This is a genomic window from Streptomyces sp. R28 (assembly GCF_041052385.1).
In the GTDB taxonomy this organism is placed as follows: domain Bacteria; phylum Actinomycetota; class Actinomycetes; order Streptomycetales; family Streptomycetaceae; genus Streptomyces.
In genome coordinates, this window is the sequence record NZ_CP163439.1 from 7793716 (window position 1) to 7812586 (window position 18871).

Annotated in this window: 14 protein-coding genes; 10 read left to right on the forward strand and 4 right to left on the reverse strand. The window is 70.8% G+C overall.

Features of this window, described 5'->3' with window-relative positions; translation table 11 throughout:
- Nucleotides 1-2: 2 nt before the first annotated feature.
- Nucleotides 3-536 (reverse strand): TerD family protein, encoded by a 534-nt coding sequence (locus AB5J49_RS35005; protein WP_369172853.1) that lies wholly within the window; start codon nt 534-536, stop codon nt 3-5.
- Nucleotides 537-692: 156 nt separating this feature from the next.
- Between AB5J49_RS35005 and AB5J49_RS35010 the strand changes: the two genes are divergently transcribed.
- From AB5J49_RS35010 to AB5J49_RS35020, 3 genes are all read left to right on the forward strand, one after another.
- Nucleotides 693-1298, forward strand: a complete 606-nt coding sequence (locus AB5J49_RS35010; protein ID WP_274244203.1) for a YdbC family protein — start codon at nt 693-695, stop codon at nt 1296-1298.
- Between the two features lie 119 nt (nt 1299-1417).
- Nucleotides 1418-2077: a histidine phosphatase family protein gene (locus AB5J49_RS35015; RefSeq protein ID WP_369172854.1), complete on the forward strand. Its 660-nt coding sequence runs from the start codon at nt 1418-1420 to the stop codon at nt 2075-2077.
- 12 nt (nt 2078-2089) lie between these two features.
- Nucleotides 2090-2995, forward strand: a complete 906-nt coding sequence (locus tag AB5J49_RS35020; protein ID WP_369172855.1) for an ADP-ribosylglycohydrolase family protein — start codon at nt 2090-2092, stop codon at nt 2993-2995.
- 365 nt (nt 2996-3360) lie between these two features.
- On the opposite strand, the gene AB5J49_RS35025 is transcribed toward AB5J49_RS35020, so the two are convergent.
- Nucleotides 3361-4908, reverse strand: coding sequence for an MFS transporter (locus tag AB5J49_RS35025; RefSeq protein ID WP_369172856.1), 1548 nt, complete (start codon nt 4906-4908; stop codon nt 3361-3363).
- A 185-nt stretch (nt 4909-5093) separates the two neighbouring features.
- On the opposite strand from AB5J49_RS35025, the gene AB5J49_RS35030 reads away from it, so the two are divergent.
- From AB5J49_RS35030 to AB5J49_RS35040, 3 genes are all read left to right on the forward strand, one after another.
- Nucleotides 5094-5717 (forward strand): TetR/AcrR family transcriptional regulator, encoded by a 624-nt coding sequence (locus AB5J49_RS35030; RefSeq protein ID WP_369172857.1) that lies wholly within the window; start codon nt 5094-5096, stop codon nt 5715-5717.
- An 82-nt stretch (nt 5718-5799) separates the two neighbouring features.
- Nucleotides 5800-6501 carry a ribonuclease HII gene (locus AB5J49_RS35035; protein WP_369172858.1) on the forward strand — a complete coding sequence of 234 codons (702 nt, stop codon included), beginning with the start codon at nt 5800-5802 and terminating at the stop codon, nt 6499-6501.
- A gap of 68 nt (nt 6502-6569) precedes the next feature.
- Nucleotides 6570-7211: a hypothetical protein gene (locus AB5J49_RS35040; RefSeq protein WP_369172859.1), complete on the forward strand. Its 642-nt coding sequence runs from the start codon at nt 6570-6572 to the stop codon at nt 7209-7211.
- A gap of 436 nt (nt 7212-7647) precedes the next feature.
- Here the strand turns inward: AB5J49_RS35040 and AB5J49_RS35045 are convergent, their stop codons facing one another.
- Complete coding sequence (locus tag AB5J49_RS35045) at nt 7648-8283, reverse strand: hypothetical protein (protein ID WP_369172860.1); 636 nt, start codon at nt 8281-8283, stop codon at nt 7648-7650.
- 383 nt (nt 8284-8666) lie between these two features.
- Nucleotides 8667-10832: a RecQ family ATP-dependent DNA helicase gene (locus AB5J49_RS35050; RefSeq protein ID WP_369172861.1), complete on the reverse strand. Its 2166-nt coding sequence runs from the start codon at nt 10830-10832 to the stop codon at nt 8667-8669.
- Between the two features lie 268 nt (nt 10833-11100).
- Here AB5J49_RS35050 and AB5J49_RS35055 point away from each other — a divergent pair, with 268 nt between their 5' ends.
- The 4 genes from AB5J49_RS35055 to AB5J49_RS35070 all read left to right on the forward strand — a co-directional run bounded on the left by AB5J49_RS35055 (nt 11101) and on the right by AB5J49_RS35070 (nt 18817).
- Nucleotides 11101-12861 (forward strand): DUF4192 domain-containing protein, encoded by a 1761-nt coding sequence (locus AB5J49_RS35055; protein ID WP_369172862.1) that lies wholly within the window; start codon nt 11101-11103, stop codon nt 12859-12861.
- A 965-nt stretch (nt 12862-13826) separates the two neighbouring features.
- Nucleotides 13827-15746: a glycogen debranching N-terminal domain-containing protein gene (locus tag AB5J49_RS35060; protein WP_369172863.1), complete on the forward strand. Its 1920-nt coding sequence runs from the start codon at nt 13827-13829 to the stop codon at nt 15744-15746.
- A gap of 130 nt (nt 15747-15876) precedes the next feature.
- Nucleotides 15877-16635, forward strand: coding sequence for an NUDIX domain-containing protein (locus tag AB5J49_RS35065; RefSeq protein WP_369172864.1), 759 nt, complete (start codon nt 15877-15879; stop codon nt 16633-16635).
- 166 nt (nt 16636-16801) lie between these two features.
- Complete coding sequence (locus AB5J49_RS35070) at nt 16802-18817, forward strand: ATP-binding cassette domain-containing protein (RefSeq protein WP_369172865.1); 2016 nt, start codon at nt 16802-16804, stop codon at nt 18815-18817.
- Nucleotides 18818-18871: the final 54 nt, after the last annotated feature.

Sequence of the window (18871 nt, forward strand, 5' to 3'; positions counted from 1 at the left end):
TGTCAGGACTGGCGGGTCCTGCCCATGGTCGCCGTGAACGTCGCCGGGTCGTCCTCGAAACCGTGGATGCCGGCGTGGAAGTCCCACGAGCTCGACCCTTGACGTACGAACTCCGCGACCGTGGCCGCCGTCGAGCCGAGGACACCGCCGAAGTCGTCCTCGGCCATGACGGTGTAGCCCTCGCGGATGCGCAGGGCCGGCTTGATGACGCTGACGAAGGTGCGCGTCGCGGGGCGCTGCTGGATCACGACTCCGACCAGCACGCGCGCGTACCGGCTGTCGAGCCGGTCGAGCTCCACGGTCATGACCTCGTCCCAGCCGAAGCCCTTGCCGTCCCTGCTGTCCCGGTTGAGATAGATGGTGCCGTCGGGAGAGCGGCTGTCGAAGTGCACCACATAGGCGGGATCGCCGTACGGATCGCTCGCCAGGTACGTCGCGGCGACGAGGTCCAGGTCGGTGGGCGGCTGCCCAGCGGGACTCGGGTCCCACTTGACAGAGATTTCGACTTTCTGGATCCCCTTGTTGATGGCGTTCACCAGGCTTCCCCTTCCCCGTTCCGCGTATGCCCTCTGCCCGAACTGCCCAGCAGGCAAGGCCGATTGTCCATCCTGCCACGCGCGCGGGAGCGCGCGCCGGGGAGCTCTCCTGTCGAGCGTGACCGACGCCACGCTCCGTGGCCTTACCATGGCGCGGTGCTGGTCAAGTGGATTCGCTGCACCGTGGTGGACCGCCGCGGCTTCGAGCGGGGGCAGCGAAAATGGGCGGGGCTTCTGGGGGAGCCGGGGTTTCGGGGACAGGGGGGTGGCTGGAGCCGGGGGCGGCAGGGGGTGGTGCACGTCTTCTCGTTCTGGGAGAGCCGTTCCTTCTACGACTCCTTCATGGCCCGTTCCCACGACAGGCTGGCGGCGGCCCAGTCGGGCACCTACAAGGACATACAGGTCAAACTCTTCGACTACCGCTTCGACGTGAAGACCGGCTTCGAGCCGCGCTTCACCGACGCGGACCTCGTCCGAGTGGCACACTGCCGTGTCCACGAGGAGCGCGCCGAACACTTCACGCTCATGCAGGAGAAGGTCTGGAACCCCGCGATGGCCGGTTCCCCGGGCATGATCCGCGGACTGTTCGGTGAGGCGCCCGGCCATGAGTTCCTGGTGCTGTCGATGTGGCGGTCGGCCGCGGAGCACGGCAAGTACCGCACGGAGCGTGTGGAGCGGTTGGCCCTGCGAGCCCAGACGGAGGCGGACGTCGCGGCCCTTACGGGTGACATCGTGGAGCTCGAACCGACCTGGACGGTTTGAATTCCGGACCCGTTAGACGTGCGCCTTTATGTGACTCGTGGCGCAGGAAATGTGTGACCTACGCCGTATGGAGCCCGTACGAGTGCTCGATCAGTCGTCACTCGATCTAGGGTTTCGGCATGGCACGACCACGGCGCATCGTCCTTGTCCGGCACGGCGAGTCAACGGGCAATGTTGATGACACTGTGTACGAGCGTGAACCCGACCATGCCCTGGCCCTGACCGAGCAGGGCTGGCGGCAGGCCGAGGAGACGGGTAAACGGCTGCGGGAGGTGTTCGGACGCGAGCGCGTCAGCGTGTACGTCTCGCCCTACCGTCGTACGCACGAAACACTGCGCGCCTTCCACCTGGATCCCGAGCTCATACGGGTGCGTGAGGAGCCCCGGCTGCGTGAGCAGGACTGGGGGAACTGGCAGGACTGCGACGACGTACGCCTCCAGAAGTCCTACCGGGACGCCTACGGCCACTTCTTCTACCGCTTCGCCCAGGGCGAGTCCGGCGCCGACGTGTACGACCGGGTCGGTGGCTTCCTGGAGAGCCTGTACCGCAGTTTCGAGGCGCCCGATCACCCGCCGAACGTGCTGCTGGTGACACATGGCCTGGCGATGCGGCTGTTCTGCATGCGCTGGTTCCACTGGACGGTCGCGGAATTCGAATCGCTGTCGAATCCGGGGAACGCGGAGATGCGGATGCTCGTTCTCGGGGACGACGGCAAGTACACACTTGACCGGCCTTTCGAACGTTGGCGAGATCCGGAACCGTACGGGATCACCGGATAGAGTGGCAGAGCGATGACCGCTGACTCCTCTCCCGAAGGGCGCCTGGACCGCGCCCTCGCCAGCCTGCGCGGACTCGCGGTGGGGGACGCGCTGGGCTCGCAGTTCTTCGTGCCGGCGAACTATCCGCTGCTGAAGCGTCGCGAACTGCCATCCGGCCCCTGGCAGTGGACGGACGACACGGAGATGGCCTGTTCCGTGGTCGCGGTCCTGGCCGTCGACCACTGCATCGACCAGGACGTTCTGGCTCGCTCTTTCGCCGAGCACCACGACTTCGACCGTGGCTACGGCCCTGCGGTCAACCGGCTGCTGCGTTTGGTCCGGGAGGGTGGGGACTGGCGGGAGCTCTCGGCCGCGCTCTTCAACGGACAGGGGTCCTGGGGCAACGGCGCCGCGATGCGGATCGCTCCCCTGGGGGCTTGGTACGCGGACGACCCGGAGCAGGCGACCCACCAGGCCGAGATCTCGGCCTACCCCACGCATCAGCACCGCGAAGCCGTCGTCGGCGCCATGGCCGTCGCCGCGGCTGCCGCGCTGGCTGCTGCGCCCGGTGGTCCGCCGAGCCCTGAATCGCTCCTCGACGATGTCGTCGCTCTCGTCCCGAAGAGTGCGGTCGGCGCGGGACTACGGCGCGCCCGGGACATGCTCGACTACGGCGACGCGGCCACGGTCGCGGCCGTTCTGGGCTGCGGGCGGCGTACGACGGCCCACGACACGGTGCCCTTCGCGCTCTGGTCGGCCGCGCGTGCTCTCGGTGACTACGAGCAGGCCTTCTGGACGACCGCGCAGGTCGGCGGAGACGTGGACACCACGTGCGCCATCGTGGGCGGAGTGATCGGCTCCGGGAAGGCGGGGTCGGTGCCGACCGAGTGGGTGGCGCGTACCGAGGCCTTGCCGGAGTGGGTTCCGACGTCGGCGTAGCGCAGTTCCTCGGCCCTGAGCGAATCCGAGCCTTGTCGGAATCTCAAATAACTTTCTGTGCATGCCGGGAACTCTGCGTGACCGCAGGTCCGTTGTCGTGGCAGTTGGTGTGCGAGCGCCGGGGCCGCACACACAGGTGACACGCGAGGGGCACAGGGGGTGGAGCCATGGAGCTCATGTCGGTGCTGGGCCTGCTGTTCGCGGCGGCCGCTGCGGCGTCGGGCAGGCTCCGGCTTTCCTGTGCTGCCGGAGCCTGCCCGGCGGCGGTCTCCGTGAGGGTGGTGCGGGTGATCGGCTCGTCGTCCCCGTCATCGGTCCCCCTGACGGGATCCGGCCACCCGCGGCCCTTCGCGGGCCCGGCCGGTTCAGCCGGCCATCGGACCCGACGTCCCGGCGAGGGCATCCAGGTCGCTCTTGCGGACCCGGATCACCAGCCAAGCGGTAGCCAGGGCGAGTACGGCCATCGCAGCGGCCGCCACAAAGCCCGTCGAGATGCCCTGTGTGAGCACCTCGTGACCCCACGGGCCGGGCAGTTGCTGGGTTTTGGCGAACTCCGCCTTCTGCTCGGCAGACCCCTCCGCCATGAACTTCGGCAACTGCTTCTCGGCCTCGTCCTTGCTGGCCGATCCGAACACCGTCGTCAGGATGGACAGGCCGAGCGAACCACCCACCTGCTGCGTGGCGTTGAGCAGCCCGGACGCGGCACCGGCCTCGTGCTGGGCGACGCCGGAGACCGCGGTGAGCGTCAGCGTCACGAAGTTCAGGCCCATGCCGAAGCCGAAGGCCAGCATCGGCCCGAGCACTCCGCCCACGTACGAGCTGTCGGCGCTGATCAGGGTCTGCCAGGCAAGCCCGATCGCCGTCAGTGCCGAGCCCGCGAGCATGAACGGCTTGGGGCCGAGCACCGGCAGGAAGCGCTGCGACAGGCCCGCGCCCAGCGCGATCACGACCGTCACCGGCAGGAAGGCGAGACCGGCCTCGATCGGGCTGTACTGCAGCACGTTCTGCACGAAGAGCACGATGTAGAAGAACATCCCGAACATCGCCGCAGCGAGGCTCAGCATGATCACATACGTGCCCGAGCGGTTGCGGTCGGCGAACATCCTGAGCGGGGTTATGGGTTCCTTGGCCCGCGACTCGATGAACGCGAAGGTCAGCAGAAGGGCCACTGCGGCGCCGAAGGACCCGATCGTCAGGTTGTCCCGCCAGCCCTCGTCCGCCGCGCGGATGAAGCCGTAGACCAGGGACGCCATGCCTGCCGTCGAGGTCAGTGCGCCAGCGATGTCGAAGCGGCCGCTGTGCCGTTCGGACTCGCTGATGTACAGCGGCGTGAGCACGGCGATCACGATGCCGATCGGTACGTTGACGAAGAGCACCCACCGCCAGTCGAGCCACTCGGTGAGCATGCCGCCCGCGAGCAGACCGATGGCGCCACCGCCTGCGGAGACGGCGGCGAAGACACCGAACGCGCGGTTGCGTTCCGGGCCTTCGGGGAACGTGGTGGTGATGAGCGCCAGCGAAGTGGGCGAAGCGATCGCGCCACCGACGCCTTGGAGTACGCGCGCGGCCAGCAACTGCCAGGGTTCCTGGGCGAGTCCGCCGAGGAGCGAGGCGAGAGTGAACAGCAGGATGCCGGCCATGAACACACGGCGGCGGCCCAGGATGTCACCGGCCCGGCCGCCGAGCAGCAGCAGACCGCCGAAGGTGAGTGTGTAGGCGCTGACGACCCAGGTGAGGTCGGTGGTGCTGAACTTGAGCGCGTCTTGAATGTGCGGGAGTGCAATGTTCACAATCGTCGCGTCGAGTACCACCATGAGTTGGCAGGCCGCGATGACGGTGAGTGCGATGCCGGGATGTCCTTCCCGGCGGGCCGCACCTGGTTTCTGGTCCTTGATCAACTGAGAGGTTGTCACTATAGGTCCCCCACAAGTGCCTTAGTGAACGCTCGCGTTCACTGTCGCGTCAACCGTAGTGAGTCCCCAGTAGTGAACGCAAGCGTTCACTGATGTCGTCATCGCGCGTTGTATTCCCCGCAGTTGCCGCGCGATGCCCCGTGTCCCCGGAATCCCTGCTTCCCTTGTTCGTTGGAGACGCCCAGATGGTTACCTCGCGCTGGACGGCCGCCCCCGCTCAGACGGCCTCCCTGCGCCGGCGCGGCGCCGTGCTCGATCGCGCGATCCTCGATGCCGCGCTGGAACAGCTCAGTACGGTCGGCTGGAACGGCCTCACCATGGAGGGCGTCGCCGCCGGCGCCCAGACCGGCAAGGCCGCCGTCTATCGACGCTGGCCGTCCAAAGAGGACCTCGTCGCCGATGCGCTGCGTGCCGGACTGCCGCGCTTCGAGTCGGTTCCCGACCTGGGGAGCGTGCGCGAGGATCTGCTCGAGCTGTGCCGACAGGCGCGGGAGGCGATGTTCTCGCGCCCCGGTTTCGCCTTGCGTTCAGTGATTCACGAATGCGACAGCCTCCAGGCCGAACGCTTCCATGGAGTGATCTTCGAAGGCGTCGTGGAGCCGACCATCAGATTGCTCCGCGAGGTCGTCACCCGTGGGATTGAGCGGGGAGAAGTGCGGGCCGACGCAGCGAACGGCTATGTCTTCGACGCTATTCCGGCGATGATGATGTACCGATCAAAGGTGTGCGCGAGCGAATGGAATGACCGGGATCTGGAGGAGATGGTCGACCAGTTGATGCTTCCCCTGCTCCGTCCGACAGGCCTCTGAGTCGTCGCTTCGCCGGCCTGGAGGCTGCTTCGGTGAACCGGGGTGTCGAAGCGGGTTCCGGGCGGCGTAGGCTAAGGGCGCCATGCCGTACGAACCGCCTACTCACACCGTCGAGCGCTCCCTTCGAGCCACGACCGGAGCGAAGATCATTGCCGGTGTCGACGAGGTGGGGCGCGGTGCGTGGGCTGGCCCTGTCACCGTCTGCGCGGCTGTCACCGGACTGCGCCGGCCCCCCACAGGTCTCACCGACTCCAAGCTGCTCACCGTCAAACGGCGCACCGAGCTCGCCGAGAAGCTGCAGACGTGGGTGACGTCGTACGCCCTCGGGCACGCCTCTCCGGAGGAGATCGACGACCTGGGGATGACGGCCGCGCTGCGGCTCGCGGCGGGGCGCGCCCTGGAGACCCTGCCGGTCCGCCCGGACGCCGTGATCCTCGACGGGAAGCACGACTATCTCGGGACTCCCTGGAGGGTCCGTACGGTGATCAAGGGCGACCGGTCGTGCGTGGCGGTCGCAGCGGCCTCGGTGATCGCCAAGGTTCAGCGCGACAAAATGATGGCCGAACTGGGTATCGACCATGCAGACTTCGGTTTTGCGGACAACGCCGGGTATCCGTCGCCCGTGCACAAGGCCGCACTGGCGGAGCGGGGACCCACCCCGTACCACCGGTTGTCGTGGGCGTATCTTGATGCGCTGCCCCAGTGGCGGCACCTCAAGAAGGTCCGCACTTGGGTGGAAGGAAGCGTTCCGGAGGTCGAAGGGCAGCTCGGCTTCGATTTCTGACGATTCCGCTCGCACTTGTGTGCCACCCGCCGATGCGAGCCGTACCAGCGTTTGATAAAAATCAGCTCATGCCTCTCATTCCCGAGGAGCCTCAGATTTACGAGAGTGCCCAGGGTCCCAGCGCGACTCCGGCCAGCGGCCGCACCGCGTCGACCCCCCGCCCCGTACCCGGCCCCCGCCCCGCGGCTCCGTCGCGTCCCGGCCGCCCCGGACCCCCGCGGCCCGCGCCGCCGGTGCAACGTGCGCCACGTGACGTGGCCGTGGCCAAGCCCGCGCCGTCGGGCCCGCCTGCCCCTGCCGCCTCCGCCCAGGCTGCGGCGACCCCGCAGATCCAGCTGATCCCGGCCTCGCCCGAGGGAGCGCTCGACGCTGCCGAGGAAGCCGTCGACCTGCTCCTGGAGTCGGGCCGTGCCCCCGGCGACGTGCTGGTGCTCACCACGGGTGAGCAGCACCCGTGGGCCGCCCATGAGCTGTCCTTCGGCGAAGGCTCCTACTGGGCGCAGCACGACGCGGGTGACGACGTCTTCTACGCCGATGCCTCCGTTGCGGGCCGTGCCGCGGCGCGTCCCGTGGTCGTGGTCGCCGTCAACGGCGGTTCCGACACCGCGGCCGCCACCGCCCTCCCTCTGGCCCTCGGCCAGGCAGGTGCCCTGTTGATCGTCTGCGGCGACCCGCAGCAGATCAACTCGGTGCTGGGCGCGGGCGTCTGAGCCGGTTCCGGCTCGTCCGGGGGACACTCCGCACGACACGGGGGTCAGGGCGCCGCTGAGGTGGCGTCCGCACGGCGAGGCTTTCGGTGTGCGCGGACGCGTGGAGCGCTCGCCGTGCGCAGGCCGCGTTGGTTCGGGGTGCAGGTCCGCGCGCCTTACGGATGCGTCGTCGTGGGGGCGCCCAGACGCGCGGGCAGCGCGACTTGCCTGGCACACGCCGCTGCGAAGGTGTCCGTGAGGGAGCACCCGGACCGGTTCATCGCGTGAGCTGATCCGTCCCGCGCTCCCATCCCCGTGGCCCGTCCCCGCCGGCGGCGGCTCAGTGGTGCTCGGGGTGGACCTGGGCTCGCGGGCTTGGTCGTCGTACTCGGCCCGCCGTATCGCGCACGCAGTACGGCGCCGCCGTGCCGTCGGCCGAACACTCCTGTCGGTGTCCTCAGCGCGCCGCCGCGCGCCGGAGGACCTCCGAGGCCGCGCCGCCGGTGCGGGGCAACGGGAGCGGTGACTCGGACGTGGCGAAGGGCTCCGGCGTCGAGTCGGCGTTGGGCCGGCGGCCGCCGCGACCCTCGCCGAGGACCTGCCAGCCGTCACGGGTCAGCGTGATGTACGCCCCGCAGCGCAGGCCGTGCAGGGTGCAGGCGTCACGCAGGCCCCACATCCACGCGCCGTCCTCCTCCGTCCAACGAGCGTTGCCCTCGCGGCAGTAGAGCAGTACCGCGGTACGTACCGGAGTGCGGCGCCGCAGGTCGTGCGGGATGACGCGGCGCAACTGGGCGAGCAGCGCGTTGCGGAACATCCAGCCGTCGGCCGGAGCGGGGCGGCGGGTGAAGGAGGCGCTCGCACGCAGCCGCTCTTCCGCGTCGAGCACGGCCACGATCGCGGTCGCCGGCCCTGGCCGGTGCCGTGAGTGCAGACCGCTGACGACCTCGCGGGGGTTGCGCAGCAGCGGGATTCCCGCGGCAGCCCACTCCGCGGGTTCGAGCATGCGGGCCAGGGGGTTGGCGGATGCGGCGGACAGGTCGGCTGACGTCGACATGGATGCCGCGGAGGACGGAGCGAATCCGAAGGTCACGGTCCTCCCTTCGGCTACGCGCCCACACTGCGGGCGAGGTCGGATTCGGGGGAGCGCACACCGCAGCAGAGCCCTACCGGATCACGGACGAGCCGTGCGGGGAGCGGACTTCAATTCTTCCTGTCGAACCTGGATGCGGCAACGAGCAATTGGCGCCACCGACCGATATCTGGTGGTGCGCGGGTTATATCCCTACCCACTGCGTCACTGTGCGACGCATGCGACGACCGTGCACAACCAGGTCGCACGGCGTAGACGCATGGGAGGGGTCCCGAGCACGGACCGGTGTGGGCGGGGATTCGTGCGGCGCGGATGTCGCGGACGGGTGTCTCGTGTGGCACGCACGCGACGAGCATGCGATCGACCTTGCACGGCCAGGCTCGTCAACCCTGCATGGCGAGGACCAGCGGCATCACCCCCTGTGCACCGGCACGTCGGAGAATCCGGGCCGCGACCGCCAGGGTCCAGCCTGTCTCGGTGAAGTCGTCCACCAGCAGCACTGGGCCCGGGGTCTCGGCGAGAGCCGAAGCCAGGGTGGGCGGCAGGGTGAGTGCGCCGTCGAGTGCCTTGAGGCGCTGGGCGCTGTTGCTCCGGGAGAGCTGGGGTGCCTCGCCGGTGTACTGCAGGGAACCAAGCAGCGGGAGTCTGCCGACCTCTGCGATGCGTGCGCCCAGTGAGTTGATCAGTTGCGGACGTGTGCGTGAGGCGACCGTGACGACGCCGACCGGGCGCGGTGGGGCGTCCTGAGCTCCGGAGGCCCAACCGCCCGGTCCCTTGGCCCAGTCGACCAGTACACCCACGACCGCCTTGGCCACGTCGTCGGGCACGGGCCCGTCCGGGGCGTGGGGTGCGAGCATCGGTCGCAGCCGGTTGCCCCAGCCGATGTCCGACAGTCGTCCCAAAGCCCGCCCCGGTGCGGCCTGTTCACCGGCCGGGATACGCCCCTTGAGGTCGACGCCGATGGCGGGCAGACCGGTCGGCCACATACGGCGCGGCTCCACCTCGACTCCCGCCCGAACGAGGTCGACGCGTGCGGCGTCCAGTGCGACCGTGGACGTATCGGCAGTGAAGCGCGCGCCCGCGCAGTTGTCGCAGCGACCGCAGGGCTTGGCCTCCTCGTCGTCGAGCTGACGCTGCAGGAACTCCATCCGGCAGCCCGTAGTCGAGGCGTACTCGCGCATCGCCTGCTGCTCGGCCTTGCGCTGCTTGGCGACCCAGTCGTAGCGCTCGGACTCGTACGTCCATGGCTGTCCGGTCGCGATCCAGCCACCCTTGACCCGCCGGACCGCCCCGTCCACGTCGAGGACCTTGAGCATGGTCTCCAAACGGGAGCGGCGAAGCTCCACCAAGGGCTCCAGGGCGGGCAGCGACAGTGGCCTGTCCGCCCGCGCGAGGACGTCGAGAGTGCGGCGCACCAGGTCCTCCGAAGGGAAGGCGAGCGAGGCGAAGTACTGCCAGATCGCCTCGTCCTCCTGGCCTGGAAGGAGGAGCACCTCGGCGTGCTCCACGCCGCGGCCGGCACGACCGACCTGCTGGTAGTAGGCGATGGGGGAGGAGGGCGAGCCGAGGTGCACCACGAAGCCGAGGTCGGGCTTGTCGAAGCCCATGCCGAGCGCGGAGGTGGCGATCAGGGCCTTGACCTTGTTACCGAGCAGGTCGTCCTCGGCCTGCTGACGGTCGGCGTTCTCCGTCTTGCCGGTGTAGGAGGCGACCGTGTGACCGCGATGCCGGAGGAAGGCCGTGACCTCCTCGGCGGCGGCCACCGTGAGCGTGTAGATGATCCCCGAACCCGGCAGGTCATCGAGGTGGTCGGCGAGCCACGCCATCCGGTGCGCGGCGTCCGGCAGGCGGAGCACACTCAGGCTCAGGCTGTCCCGGTCCAATGGGCCACGCAGCACCAGGGCGTCCGAAGTGCCCCCGGTACCGAGTTGTTCGGCGACATCGGCGGTCACGCGCGCGTTGGCGGTGGCGGTCGTCGCGAGCACGGGCACTCCGGGCGGGAGATCGGAGAGCATGGTGCGCAGCCGCCGGTAGTCCGGCCGGAAGTCGTGGCCCCAGTCCGAGATGCAGTGCGCCTCGTCCACCACGAGAAGGCCGGTCGCCGCGGCCAGCTTGGGCAGGACCTGATCGCGGAAGTCCGGGTTGTTGAGGCGTTCCGGGGAGACCAGCAGTACATCGACGTCGCCCGCGGCGATCTCGTGCTGAATGGTGTCCCATTCCTCGGTGTTGGAGGAGTTGATGGTCCGCGCGTGGATCCCGGCGCGGGCCGCGGCCTCGACCTGGTTGCGCATCAGCGCGAGCAACGGGGAGACGATCACCGTCGGGCCGCTGCCGCGGGCCCGCAGCAGCGAGGTGGCCACGAAGTAGACCGCGGACTTGCCCCACCCCGTGCGCTGCACGACCAGGGCTCGGCGTCTGTCGGCGACCAGTGCCTCGATCGCCCGCCACTGGTCCTCACGCAGCCGGGCCGCGCCGGTGGCGTCTCCGACGAGGCGTGCGAGGACCGCGTCGGCGGCCGCCCGGAGATCCGCGTTGCTCGTGTGCTCCATGCGTCCCATACAACAGGACGGCACTGACAGAGGGGAGCCGGGCGGGGCGGGACGCCGATTTTGGGCCGGGCGGTGTGGGGCGGATGTGCGGTTTCGGGGCCGGGGGTGTGCGGGGCGCCGGGCCCAGCCATCGCGGTGTGGCAGCTGACCACTGCCGGGCCGGGGCAGGAGAGGGGTCGGCCCTCGACATACGACGCGTTGTCGTGTCCCTGGTCGGAGTTATCCACAGGGCAAAGCGGAGCCTCGCGATCCGCGAGATCGTCTGCGCATGACGAACCACAGCGAAGCGACTGGATCTTCCGAAAACGACGGCACCGCAGGCAGCGAACAGCACCTCGCCCCGCGGGCCGGCGGCCCGACCGACGTACCTGACGTGTCTGGCGTGCATGACATGCACGATGTGCATGAGGGACACGATGTGCAGCGTGGGCATGACGTGCAGGCTGGGCATGGCACCCACCCAGGGCTCGCGCAACAAGCGGACCAATCCGACCGCACCGCATACGAAGGGCAGCCGGCCGACCAGCAGGTCACCCTGCGCACCCCGGCCGAACTGGCCGATGCGTTGCCGTATCTCCTCGGATACCGCCCCGAGGACAGCATCGTGCTCGTCGCCCTGCACGACAGGGGTGGCCGCGGCCGGTTCGGTGGCCGGGCACGGCTCGGCATTCCCGCGAGTACGGACGACTGGGACTCCGCGGCCAGGCAGCTGACCCACGGACTGGTGAGGGGCAGCGAGCGCAGGGGAGCCCGGGCCGAGCAGATGGTCGCCTTCCTCTGCCAGGAACCGGCACAGGGCGAGACCGGCCAACAGGTCATGGAACGGCTGCGCCCGCTGGCCCAGAAGATGCGTCTCGCCTGCGGCGGTCTGGACGTCCCGGTGATCGAGGCCCTGTGCATCTCCGACGGTCGCTTCTGGTCGTACTGCTGCGACAAGGAGGATTGCTGTCCGCCCGAGGGGCGGCCGATGGGTTTGCCCGGTACGTCCGTGCTGGCTGCCGCGGCCACGTACGCCGGACTGCAGGTGCGCGGAACGCTGCGCGAGTTGCAGGCCAGGCTGTTGCCCTGGGAGACCGCCGCAGCCCTGGAACAGGAGATCGCCCTGGACACCGTCGGCATGGCGCTCGTCCCCAGGATCCTCGACGACGCGACACGCTCGGGCGTGGCAGAGGAGACGCTGGAGCTCGCCGAGCGGCTCCTGAGCCGCTTCGCCGCGGCCCCGCCCGCGTCCGGAACGCTCACTGCGGATCTCCGCGACGACGAACTGCTCGGACACGACGAAGCCGCGAGGCTCATTCTGGGCCTGCAGGACCGCTCGACCCGCGACCGCGTGGCCGAGTGGATGGAGGGCGACGAGGCCGGTCCCGCCCTCCGGCTCTGGCGAGCGCTGGCCCGCCGCTGCGTCGGACCGTACCGCGAGTACGCCGCGCCGCCCCTCACCCTCGCCGGCTGGGTCGCCTGGTCCACCGGTGACGATCTGGAGGCCCGAGAAGCCCTTGCCATGGCACTCGGCGCCGACACCGACTACCTCTTCGCGCGCCTCCTGCACCAGGCCTGCAACGAGGGTCTGGACCCCGAGTCGATCCGCCGTTGCCTGCGCGCGGAACGCGTGGGTCGCGAGCGGACGGACGCCGGGCGCCTCGACAGGCCGGAGGATGCCGAAGAGCCGTTGCGGGGCGCGGCAGTTGAGTCCAAGCCGATGTCGGACGCGAGTCATCGCCGCCGGTCTCGGCACGATGCGGGTGCGGCCGGCAGTTTCCTGCGCTCCGCACGGGGCGCCGGGCGAGAGCGGGCTGCGAGCGGCTCGCGCCCGCGTACTACGGCGGGGACACATCCCGGTGCCCCGCGGCCGGGCGGCACGTCTGCGCGTACCTCGAAGCGCACGGCTGCGCGCACGCCCAAGAGCACGGCTCCGCCCACCTCGAACAGCACGGCCGCGCGCACCTCGAAGAAGGGAACCGCGCGTCGGAGCGGGCCCCGTCCGGACGGTGTGCGTCCCGGAAAAGCGGGCGCCGAGGGGGACGCGTGAGCCGTTACGGGCAGAGCACTGACCGATGGTGTCGAAGCGATGGCCGTCGCGGGCAGCGCACTGATCGAGGCCGTGGAGGTGAAGGTAGTCACGGCGCGAGGCGCGGGCGCCAACCAGGGAACGGCGTCCGTGAGCCGGGTCTGCACCATCAGTTCCGCGATCCGGGTCTACGCGATCAGCTCCGTGATCCCAGTCGCCACAAACAGCAGAGGTCGGCCGATGACTTGTCCCTGGGACGGCACCGACCTCGTGGCCGCCTCCGTGTCCCGGAGGCCCTCAGCCGGCCTGGCGAACTCGGTGAACGCGGTGACCATTCCGCGCGGTTACCCCATCACGGGCGTGACTTGGAGGAGTCCCTCCCCGTTCACCTGAGTGGCGGAACGCCTGGACTGGCTGTGCCGCCGCACCGCCCCTGTCACCCCGGGTCCCCCAGCCGGCGCCGCACACGCCCGAGGCGCAACGAGCGCAGAGGAAGCCGCCCCATGCCACAGCCGCCCCCCGCATCCCCGGCCGCCGACGACCGCGCGACAGCCGGTCGGCCGGTGCCGTCTCCCAGGCTGGATACGGAGCTGTCTCCCGTCGGCGCCGGTGCAGGGCGGCACACATCCGGGATTCCGAGCGATGCCACCGGCAGTTCCCCGCAGGCCGGCGACGGCTGGTCCCTGCCGGCTTCGGCGGACCAGGGGTGGGTCTCCGCCCGATCGGCGGACCAGGGCCCGTCTCCTGTCTGGCGGCCGACGGCAGGCCAGGACGCTCGCCCCTACCGGTGGGAAGGACAGGCCGGGCTTCCCGTTCAGCCGACGAGACCCACAAGGCACAGCCCCTCGCCCTTGTCGCCCGCGAGTCCGGGCCCGATGTCGTCACTCGCCGACCACGCACGACGCTCCAACCCGCCCAAAGACACCCCGTCGGCTCAGTCATCGACCGCTCGTCGGTCGGCCGACCTGCCCCCTACTCACGACGCCATGATCTGCGTGGCCCTCCCGGGTCTCGCCGTCTCCACGAACCAGGGGCAGTTGACGGGCCGGGGCCTCGAGGGGTTCTACCGCGCGGGCCGGCGCGTGCTCTCGCGCTGCCAGGTCCGTGTGGCCGGACGCGAACCGCTGCCGGTCCAAGCTCGGATGACGGCGGCCGACTGTGCTCGTTTCGTGGGCACGCTGCGCACCTCCCCGCAGGCGGGCCCGGACCCGGACGTCGTCGTCGTGCGAACCCGTCACGCCGACGGGACCGAGCGGATCACGCTGCACAGTGCGGCCGTGCGCCCGCTGCTTGTGCCGGTCGAGGTCGCGCTGGGTACGGACTTGGCCGACCTCGGTGCGATCGCGTGCGGCAACTCGGGGCAGGAAGTGCCCGCCACGGTCCACGATTCGGGCCTGCGCTGGTCGTCCGCCCATGGGAACTCGACAGTGACGGCCGACCCGTCGCCTGCCGACGCGCTGGCCTCCGCGGGGCTGCTGCGCTGGGAGTTCGCACTGCCCCCGGGCGGCAGCGTGAGCATCGAGCTGCGGGTGCGTCTGGACGGGGCGGGACCCGTGCGGGCCGTTGGCCGAGCGGCTACGAGCCCGCTGGCTCCCGCGCGGGCGGCCGGTGACGATCCCAGAGTGGAGGCCCTGCTGCGGACGAGCGTCGAGGACCTCCAGGCCCTCCTGCTGCGGGACCACGCGCACCCCGCCGACACACACCTGGCCGCCGGGGTTCCCTGGCGCTGCGGCCTGGCCCCGGCCGAGGCCCTCGCCGCGGCCCGGATGACCCTGCCCCTGGGTACCCGGCTCGCCGTGGGTACGCTGCGCACCCTCGCCCGCACCCAACTTCGGGGCCAGGGACCGCAGTCCGGCATGATCCCCGGGCCGATACGGGACGCGGGCCCGCATCTGCCGCCGGGTTGCACAGGCACGGAGGCCACGCTGCTCTTTCCCGCGCTGCTCGCGGAGGCCCGACTCTGGGGGCTGCCCGGACCCGAGACCGAGGAACTCCTCCCGGCGGCCGAGCGGTGTCTGACCTGGCTGCGGGCCACTGCGGGCGACGGCACGTATCTGCGCGACCCGCACCCCGGTGGGCCGGTCCGCTGCGAGACCCAGGCCCATGCCCATCGTGCGGCACTGCTCGGCGCCGATCTCCTCGATGCCTGCGGCAGACCGGGCGGCGGCGAACTGCGGCAGTGGGCCGGGGCGCTGCGGACGACGTTCCGGGCGGACTTCTGGATCGACGACGTGGGCGGCGGCCGACCCGCGGCTGCCCGAGCCCCGGACGGACGACACGTGCCGCATCTGGGCGCCGCCGCCGTCCATCTCCTCGACACCGGCCTGCTGGGTGGGGGAGAGCAGGCCCCAGGTCTGCTCGACAAGGTGCAGACCGCACAACTCGCCCGGCTGCTCGGCGGGCCGGCCATGGACTCGGGGTGGGGACTTCGCGGGCTGAGCGCGAAGGAAGCGGGGCACAACCCCTTCGGCCACCGCAGTGGTGCCGTGCGGGTCCACGAGACGGCGCTGGCTGTCGCGGGCCTGGCCACGGCCGACTACGAGAAGGAGGCAAGTGCGCTGCTGCGGGGCCTACTGGGGGCGGCAGAGGCGTTCGGCCACCGGTTGCCCGAGATGTACGCGGGGGAGCGGCGCACCGACGGAAGCGCCCCTCTCCCGCATCCGGCGGCCTGTCGCCCCGCGGCCACGGCAGCGGCAGCCGGGGTGCTGATGTTGACCACGCTCGCGGGTATCCGCCCGGACGCCCCCGCGGGGACGGTCACACTGCGGCCCGTGCGTAGTGCACCGCTCGGCGAGATCGTCCTGACGGGCCTCAGAGTCGCCGGCGCCCCCTTCTCCGTACGCGTCAGCCGACTGGGTCTCGCCATGGTCGAGGAGGCGGCCGACGGCCTGCAATTGCGGGCGTGACCTCGTACGACGCCACACGGCACGACGACGGAGCGGGGTGGTGAGGCTGATATTGGGCCGAATTGGATCAGCCATCGGTGGAGCTGACGAAGGGAGTGTTTATCGTCAAGCAGACGACTATGATCGCCGCATGCCCTACGACCCGTCAGCCTTTCCGCCCTTTGCCGTCACCGTGGACCTGGTCGTGCTGACCGTGCGACGCCATGCCCTGTGCGCGCTGGCGGTGCGCAGGGGCGAACCGCCGTTCCAGGGGCGCTGGGCGCTGCCCGGTGGGTTCGTACGGGCCGACGAGGACCTGGCGCAGGCCGCCGCGCGTGAGCTGGCCGAGGAGACCGGGCTGCGCGCCCACGACCCCGCCGTTCCCGCACAGGACAACGGCGCACACCTGGAGCAGCTCGCGACATACGGCGACCCCAAGCGTGACCCTCGGATGCGCGTGGTCAGCGTCGCTCACCTCGCGCTGGCTCCCGATCTGCCCGCACCCCGCGCGGGTGGCGATGCCAGCAACGCGCGCTGGGCGCCGGTCGATGAGTTGCTGCAGCAAAGCGGTTACGGCCGGGACGGCGAACCGGTCGCGCCGCTCGCCTTCGATCACGCGCAGATCCTGGCCGACGGGGTGGAGCGCGCCCGCTCCAAGATCGAGTACTCGTCGCTGGCCACGGCGTTCTGCCCCACCGAGTTCACCGTCGGCGAGCTGCGCCGGGTCTATGAGGCGGTGTGGGGCGTGGCGCTCGACCCCCGCAACTTCCACCGCAAGGTCACGGGCACGCCGGGCTTCCTCGTCCCCACCGGCGGCACCACCACACGCCAGGGCGGCCGCCCCGCCCAGCTCTTCCGGGCCGGCGGAGCCACGCTGCTCAACCCCCCGATGCTGCGCCCGGAGGTGTGACGCGAGAGTCCCGGCCGGGATGCCGTGCCGAGATGCCGGGCATGGCCGGACGGTGCGACCTTGATCGGGGGCGAAGGGCGAACAGGGGGCCGAGCGGGCCGATCTGTGCCGGGAGAGGGCCGTGCGCTGCCCGAAAAAACGGACATAGCGCGCTATCTTGCTTCGAGTGATCCAGGCCATCGGACTGACCAGCAACCCTCGCAAGGAGCTTCCTCCCGCCGTCGACGACGTTTCCTTCGAGGCGTGCGCAGGACGCGTCACCGCGCTGCTCGGGGCGCCGGGAGCAGGCAAGACGACGGCGCTCAGACTCATGCTCGAACTCCAACAGGGCCGTGGGATCACCTACTTCAGAGGCCGTCCCCTGCACCGCATCGCCCATCCGTCGCGCGAGATCGGTGTGCTCCTCGGCGATGTTCCCGGGCACCCCGCCCGCACCGTCCGCGGTCATCTGCGCATGCTGTGCGCTGCCGCAGGCGTTCCGGCACGGCGCGCGGACGAGGTGCTGGAGGTGGTCGGCCTCGTCAGCCTGCGCGATGAGCGCCTGGACAGCCTCTCGCGCGGCATGGACCGCCGCCTCGGTCTGGCCTGCGTGCTGCTGGCCGACCCGCACACACTCGTGCTCGACGATCCCGCGGACGGGCTCTCGACCCGCGAGTGCCGTTGGCTCCACGGCATGCTGCGCGCGCACGCGGCCCAGGGCGGCACGGTCCTGCTGACCACGGCTGATCCCAAGGAGGCCGCGCGCACCGCCGACCGGGTCGTCACCCTGGAGCAGGGCAGACTCGTCGCCGACCTGGAGGCCGCCGACTTCTCTCGCACCCGGCTGCGCCCCCGGGTCGCCGTGCGCACTCCGCACGCCTCCCGCCTCGCCGCCCTGCTCACCAAGGAGGCGCGCACGGCACAGCGCTCCATCGAGGTCGTGCGCGAGAACGGCAACCGCCTCTCGGTGTACGGCAGTACATGTGCCGACGTCGGCGAGACCGCGTACCGCCACGGCATCCTCGTGCACCAACTCGCCGACGAGATCGGCGACATGGGACCCGGCGCCGAGGAAGGCCTCACGGCGGAGCTGCGATCCGATCACGTGCGGCAGACGCCGGACGGTGAGTTGGGCGCAGCCCCTGGTGGTCCTGAGAAGGCAGGCGCGACGCCGTCGGAGGCGGACGGCGGGGCGGCCCCGGCCTGCGCTCGCGCAGCGGCCCCCGAGGAGCCGCTGACGCCGGACGGAGGGCCGGGCACGGCCGCAGAGGACGAGGCATCAGCAGAGGCTCCACAGGCGCTCATGGGCGAGCCGCGGCTCGCCGACGTACGCGCAGACGATCGGCCTGCGTCCCAGGCCTCCGGTTCGCGGGCGGCGACCTCCGCTGTCGACGCCCTCCCCGATCTCCCGCCCCCCATCTCCGTCCGCCCCGCCCCCAGCCCCCTGCGTCCCCTCCGCTACGAACTCCGTCGCGCCGCCGGCGTCGGCACGGGGTTCCTCACCGGCGCCGCCGTGCTGGTGGTGTCCGCCCTCGCCGCCGTACTGCTGGCTCGTGTCGGACACACTCCGCAGCCGCGCCTGCTGGTCGCGTGGCCGCAGGAGCTCCCGCTGCCGCCCGCAGCGCTCGGTGCCGGGCTGCTCGGCGCGATCGCGTTCGGCGACGAGTTCCGCCACCCCGCCCTGGCCGCGGATCGCGGCACCGTCCCCCGCCGGCTGGGGCTGCTGGTCGCGAAACTCCTCGTCGCCTCCGCCACCGCGCTGGTGCTGGCCTTCCTCACCGTGGGCTGCAATGCCGAAGTGCTCTATCTCGTCTACGGACGGGAGCTCGCGGAAGTTCCCGCCGACTGGCTTTCGCTGAGCGCGAGTTGGGCCGGGCTGGTGGTCGGGTGCGCCTGGGCCGGCGTGCTGGCCGCGGGCCTCTTCCGGTCGACCACGGCAGGGCTCGCGGCGGTGGTGGCCGTACCCATCCTCGTCGTACCCCTCGTACACAAGGCGCTGGAGGGGCCGTCTGTGCGGACGGCGGCCGGTTTTCCCCTGCGGCTGCGTGAGGTGCTCCTGTCGCAGTGGCCGTTCGGGGGGGAGCGCTATGTGGCCGCCGTCGCGCGTGTGATCGCCCAACCCGTCGGCGGCGCACTGACGTTGTCGCTGACCGCGCTGCTCTGCGCCTATCTGCTCACGACCCTGCGGGGCAGGGTCCGATGACCACCGTCCCTGAGCTTCCGGGTCCCGCCATGTGCACAACTCCCCGAGGAGAGC

Coding starts and splice junctions, on each gene's coding strand:
- AB5J49_RS35055 (WP_369172862.1), top strand. CDS start 11,101: ATGACGAACCACAGCGAAGCGACTGGATCTTCCGAAAACGACGGCACC.
- AB5J49_RS35060 (WP_369172863.1), top strand. CDS start 13,827: ATGATCTGCGTGGCCCTCCCGGGTCTCGCCGTCTCCACGAACCAGGGG.
- AB5J49_RS35015 (WP_369172854.1), top strand. CDS start 1,418: ATGGCACGACCACGGCGCATCGTCCTTGTCCGGCACGGCGAGTCAACG.
- AB5J49_RS35050 (WP_369172861.1), bottom strand. CDS start 10,832: ATGGAGCACACGAGCAACGCGGATCTCCGGGCGGCCGCCGACGCGGTC.
- AB5J49_RS35065 (WP_369172864.1), top strand. CDS start 15,877: ATGCCCTACGACCCGTCAGCCTTTCCGCCCTTTGCCGTCACCGTGGAC.
- AB5J49_RS35040 (WP_369172859.1), top strand. CDS start 6,570: ATGCCTCTCATTCCCGAGGAGCCTCAGATTTACGAGAGTGCCCAGGGT.
- AB5J49_RS35030 (WP_369172857.1), top strand. CDS start 5,094: ATGGTTACCTCGCGCTGGACGGCCGCCCCCGCTCAGACGGCCTCCCTG.
- AB5J49_RS35020 (WP_369172855.1), top strand. CDS start 2,090: ATGACCGCTGACTCCTCTCCCGAAGGGCGCCTGGACCGCGCCCTCGCC.
- AB5J49_RS35035 (WP_369172858.1), top strand. CDS start 5,800: ATGCCGTACGAACCGCCTACTCACACCGTCGAGCGCTCCCTTCGAGCC.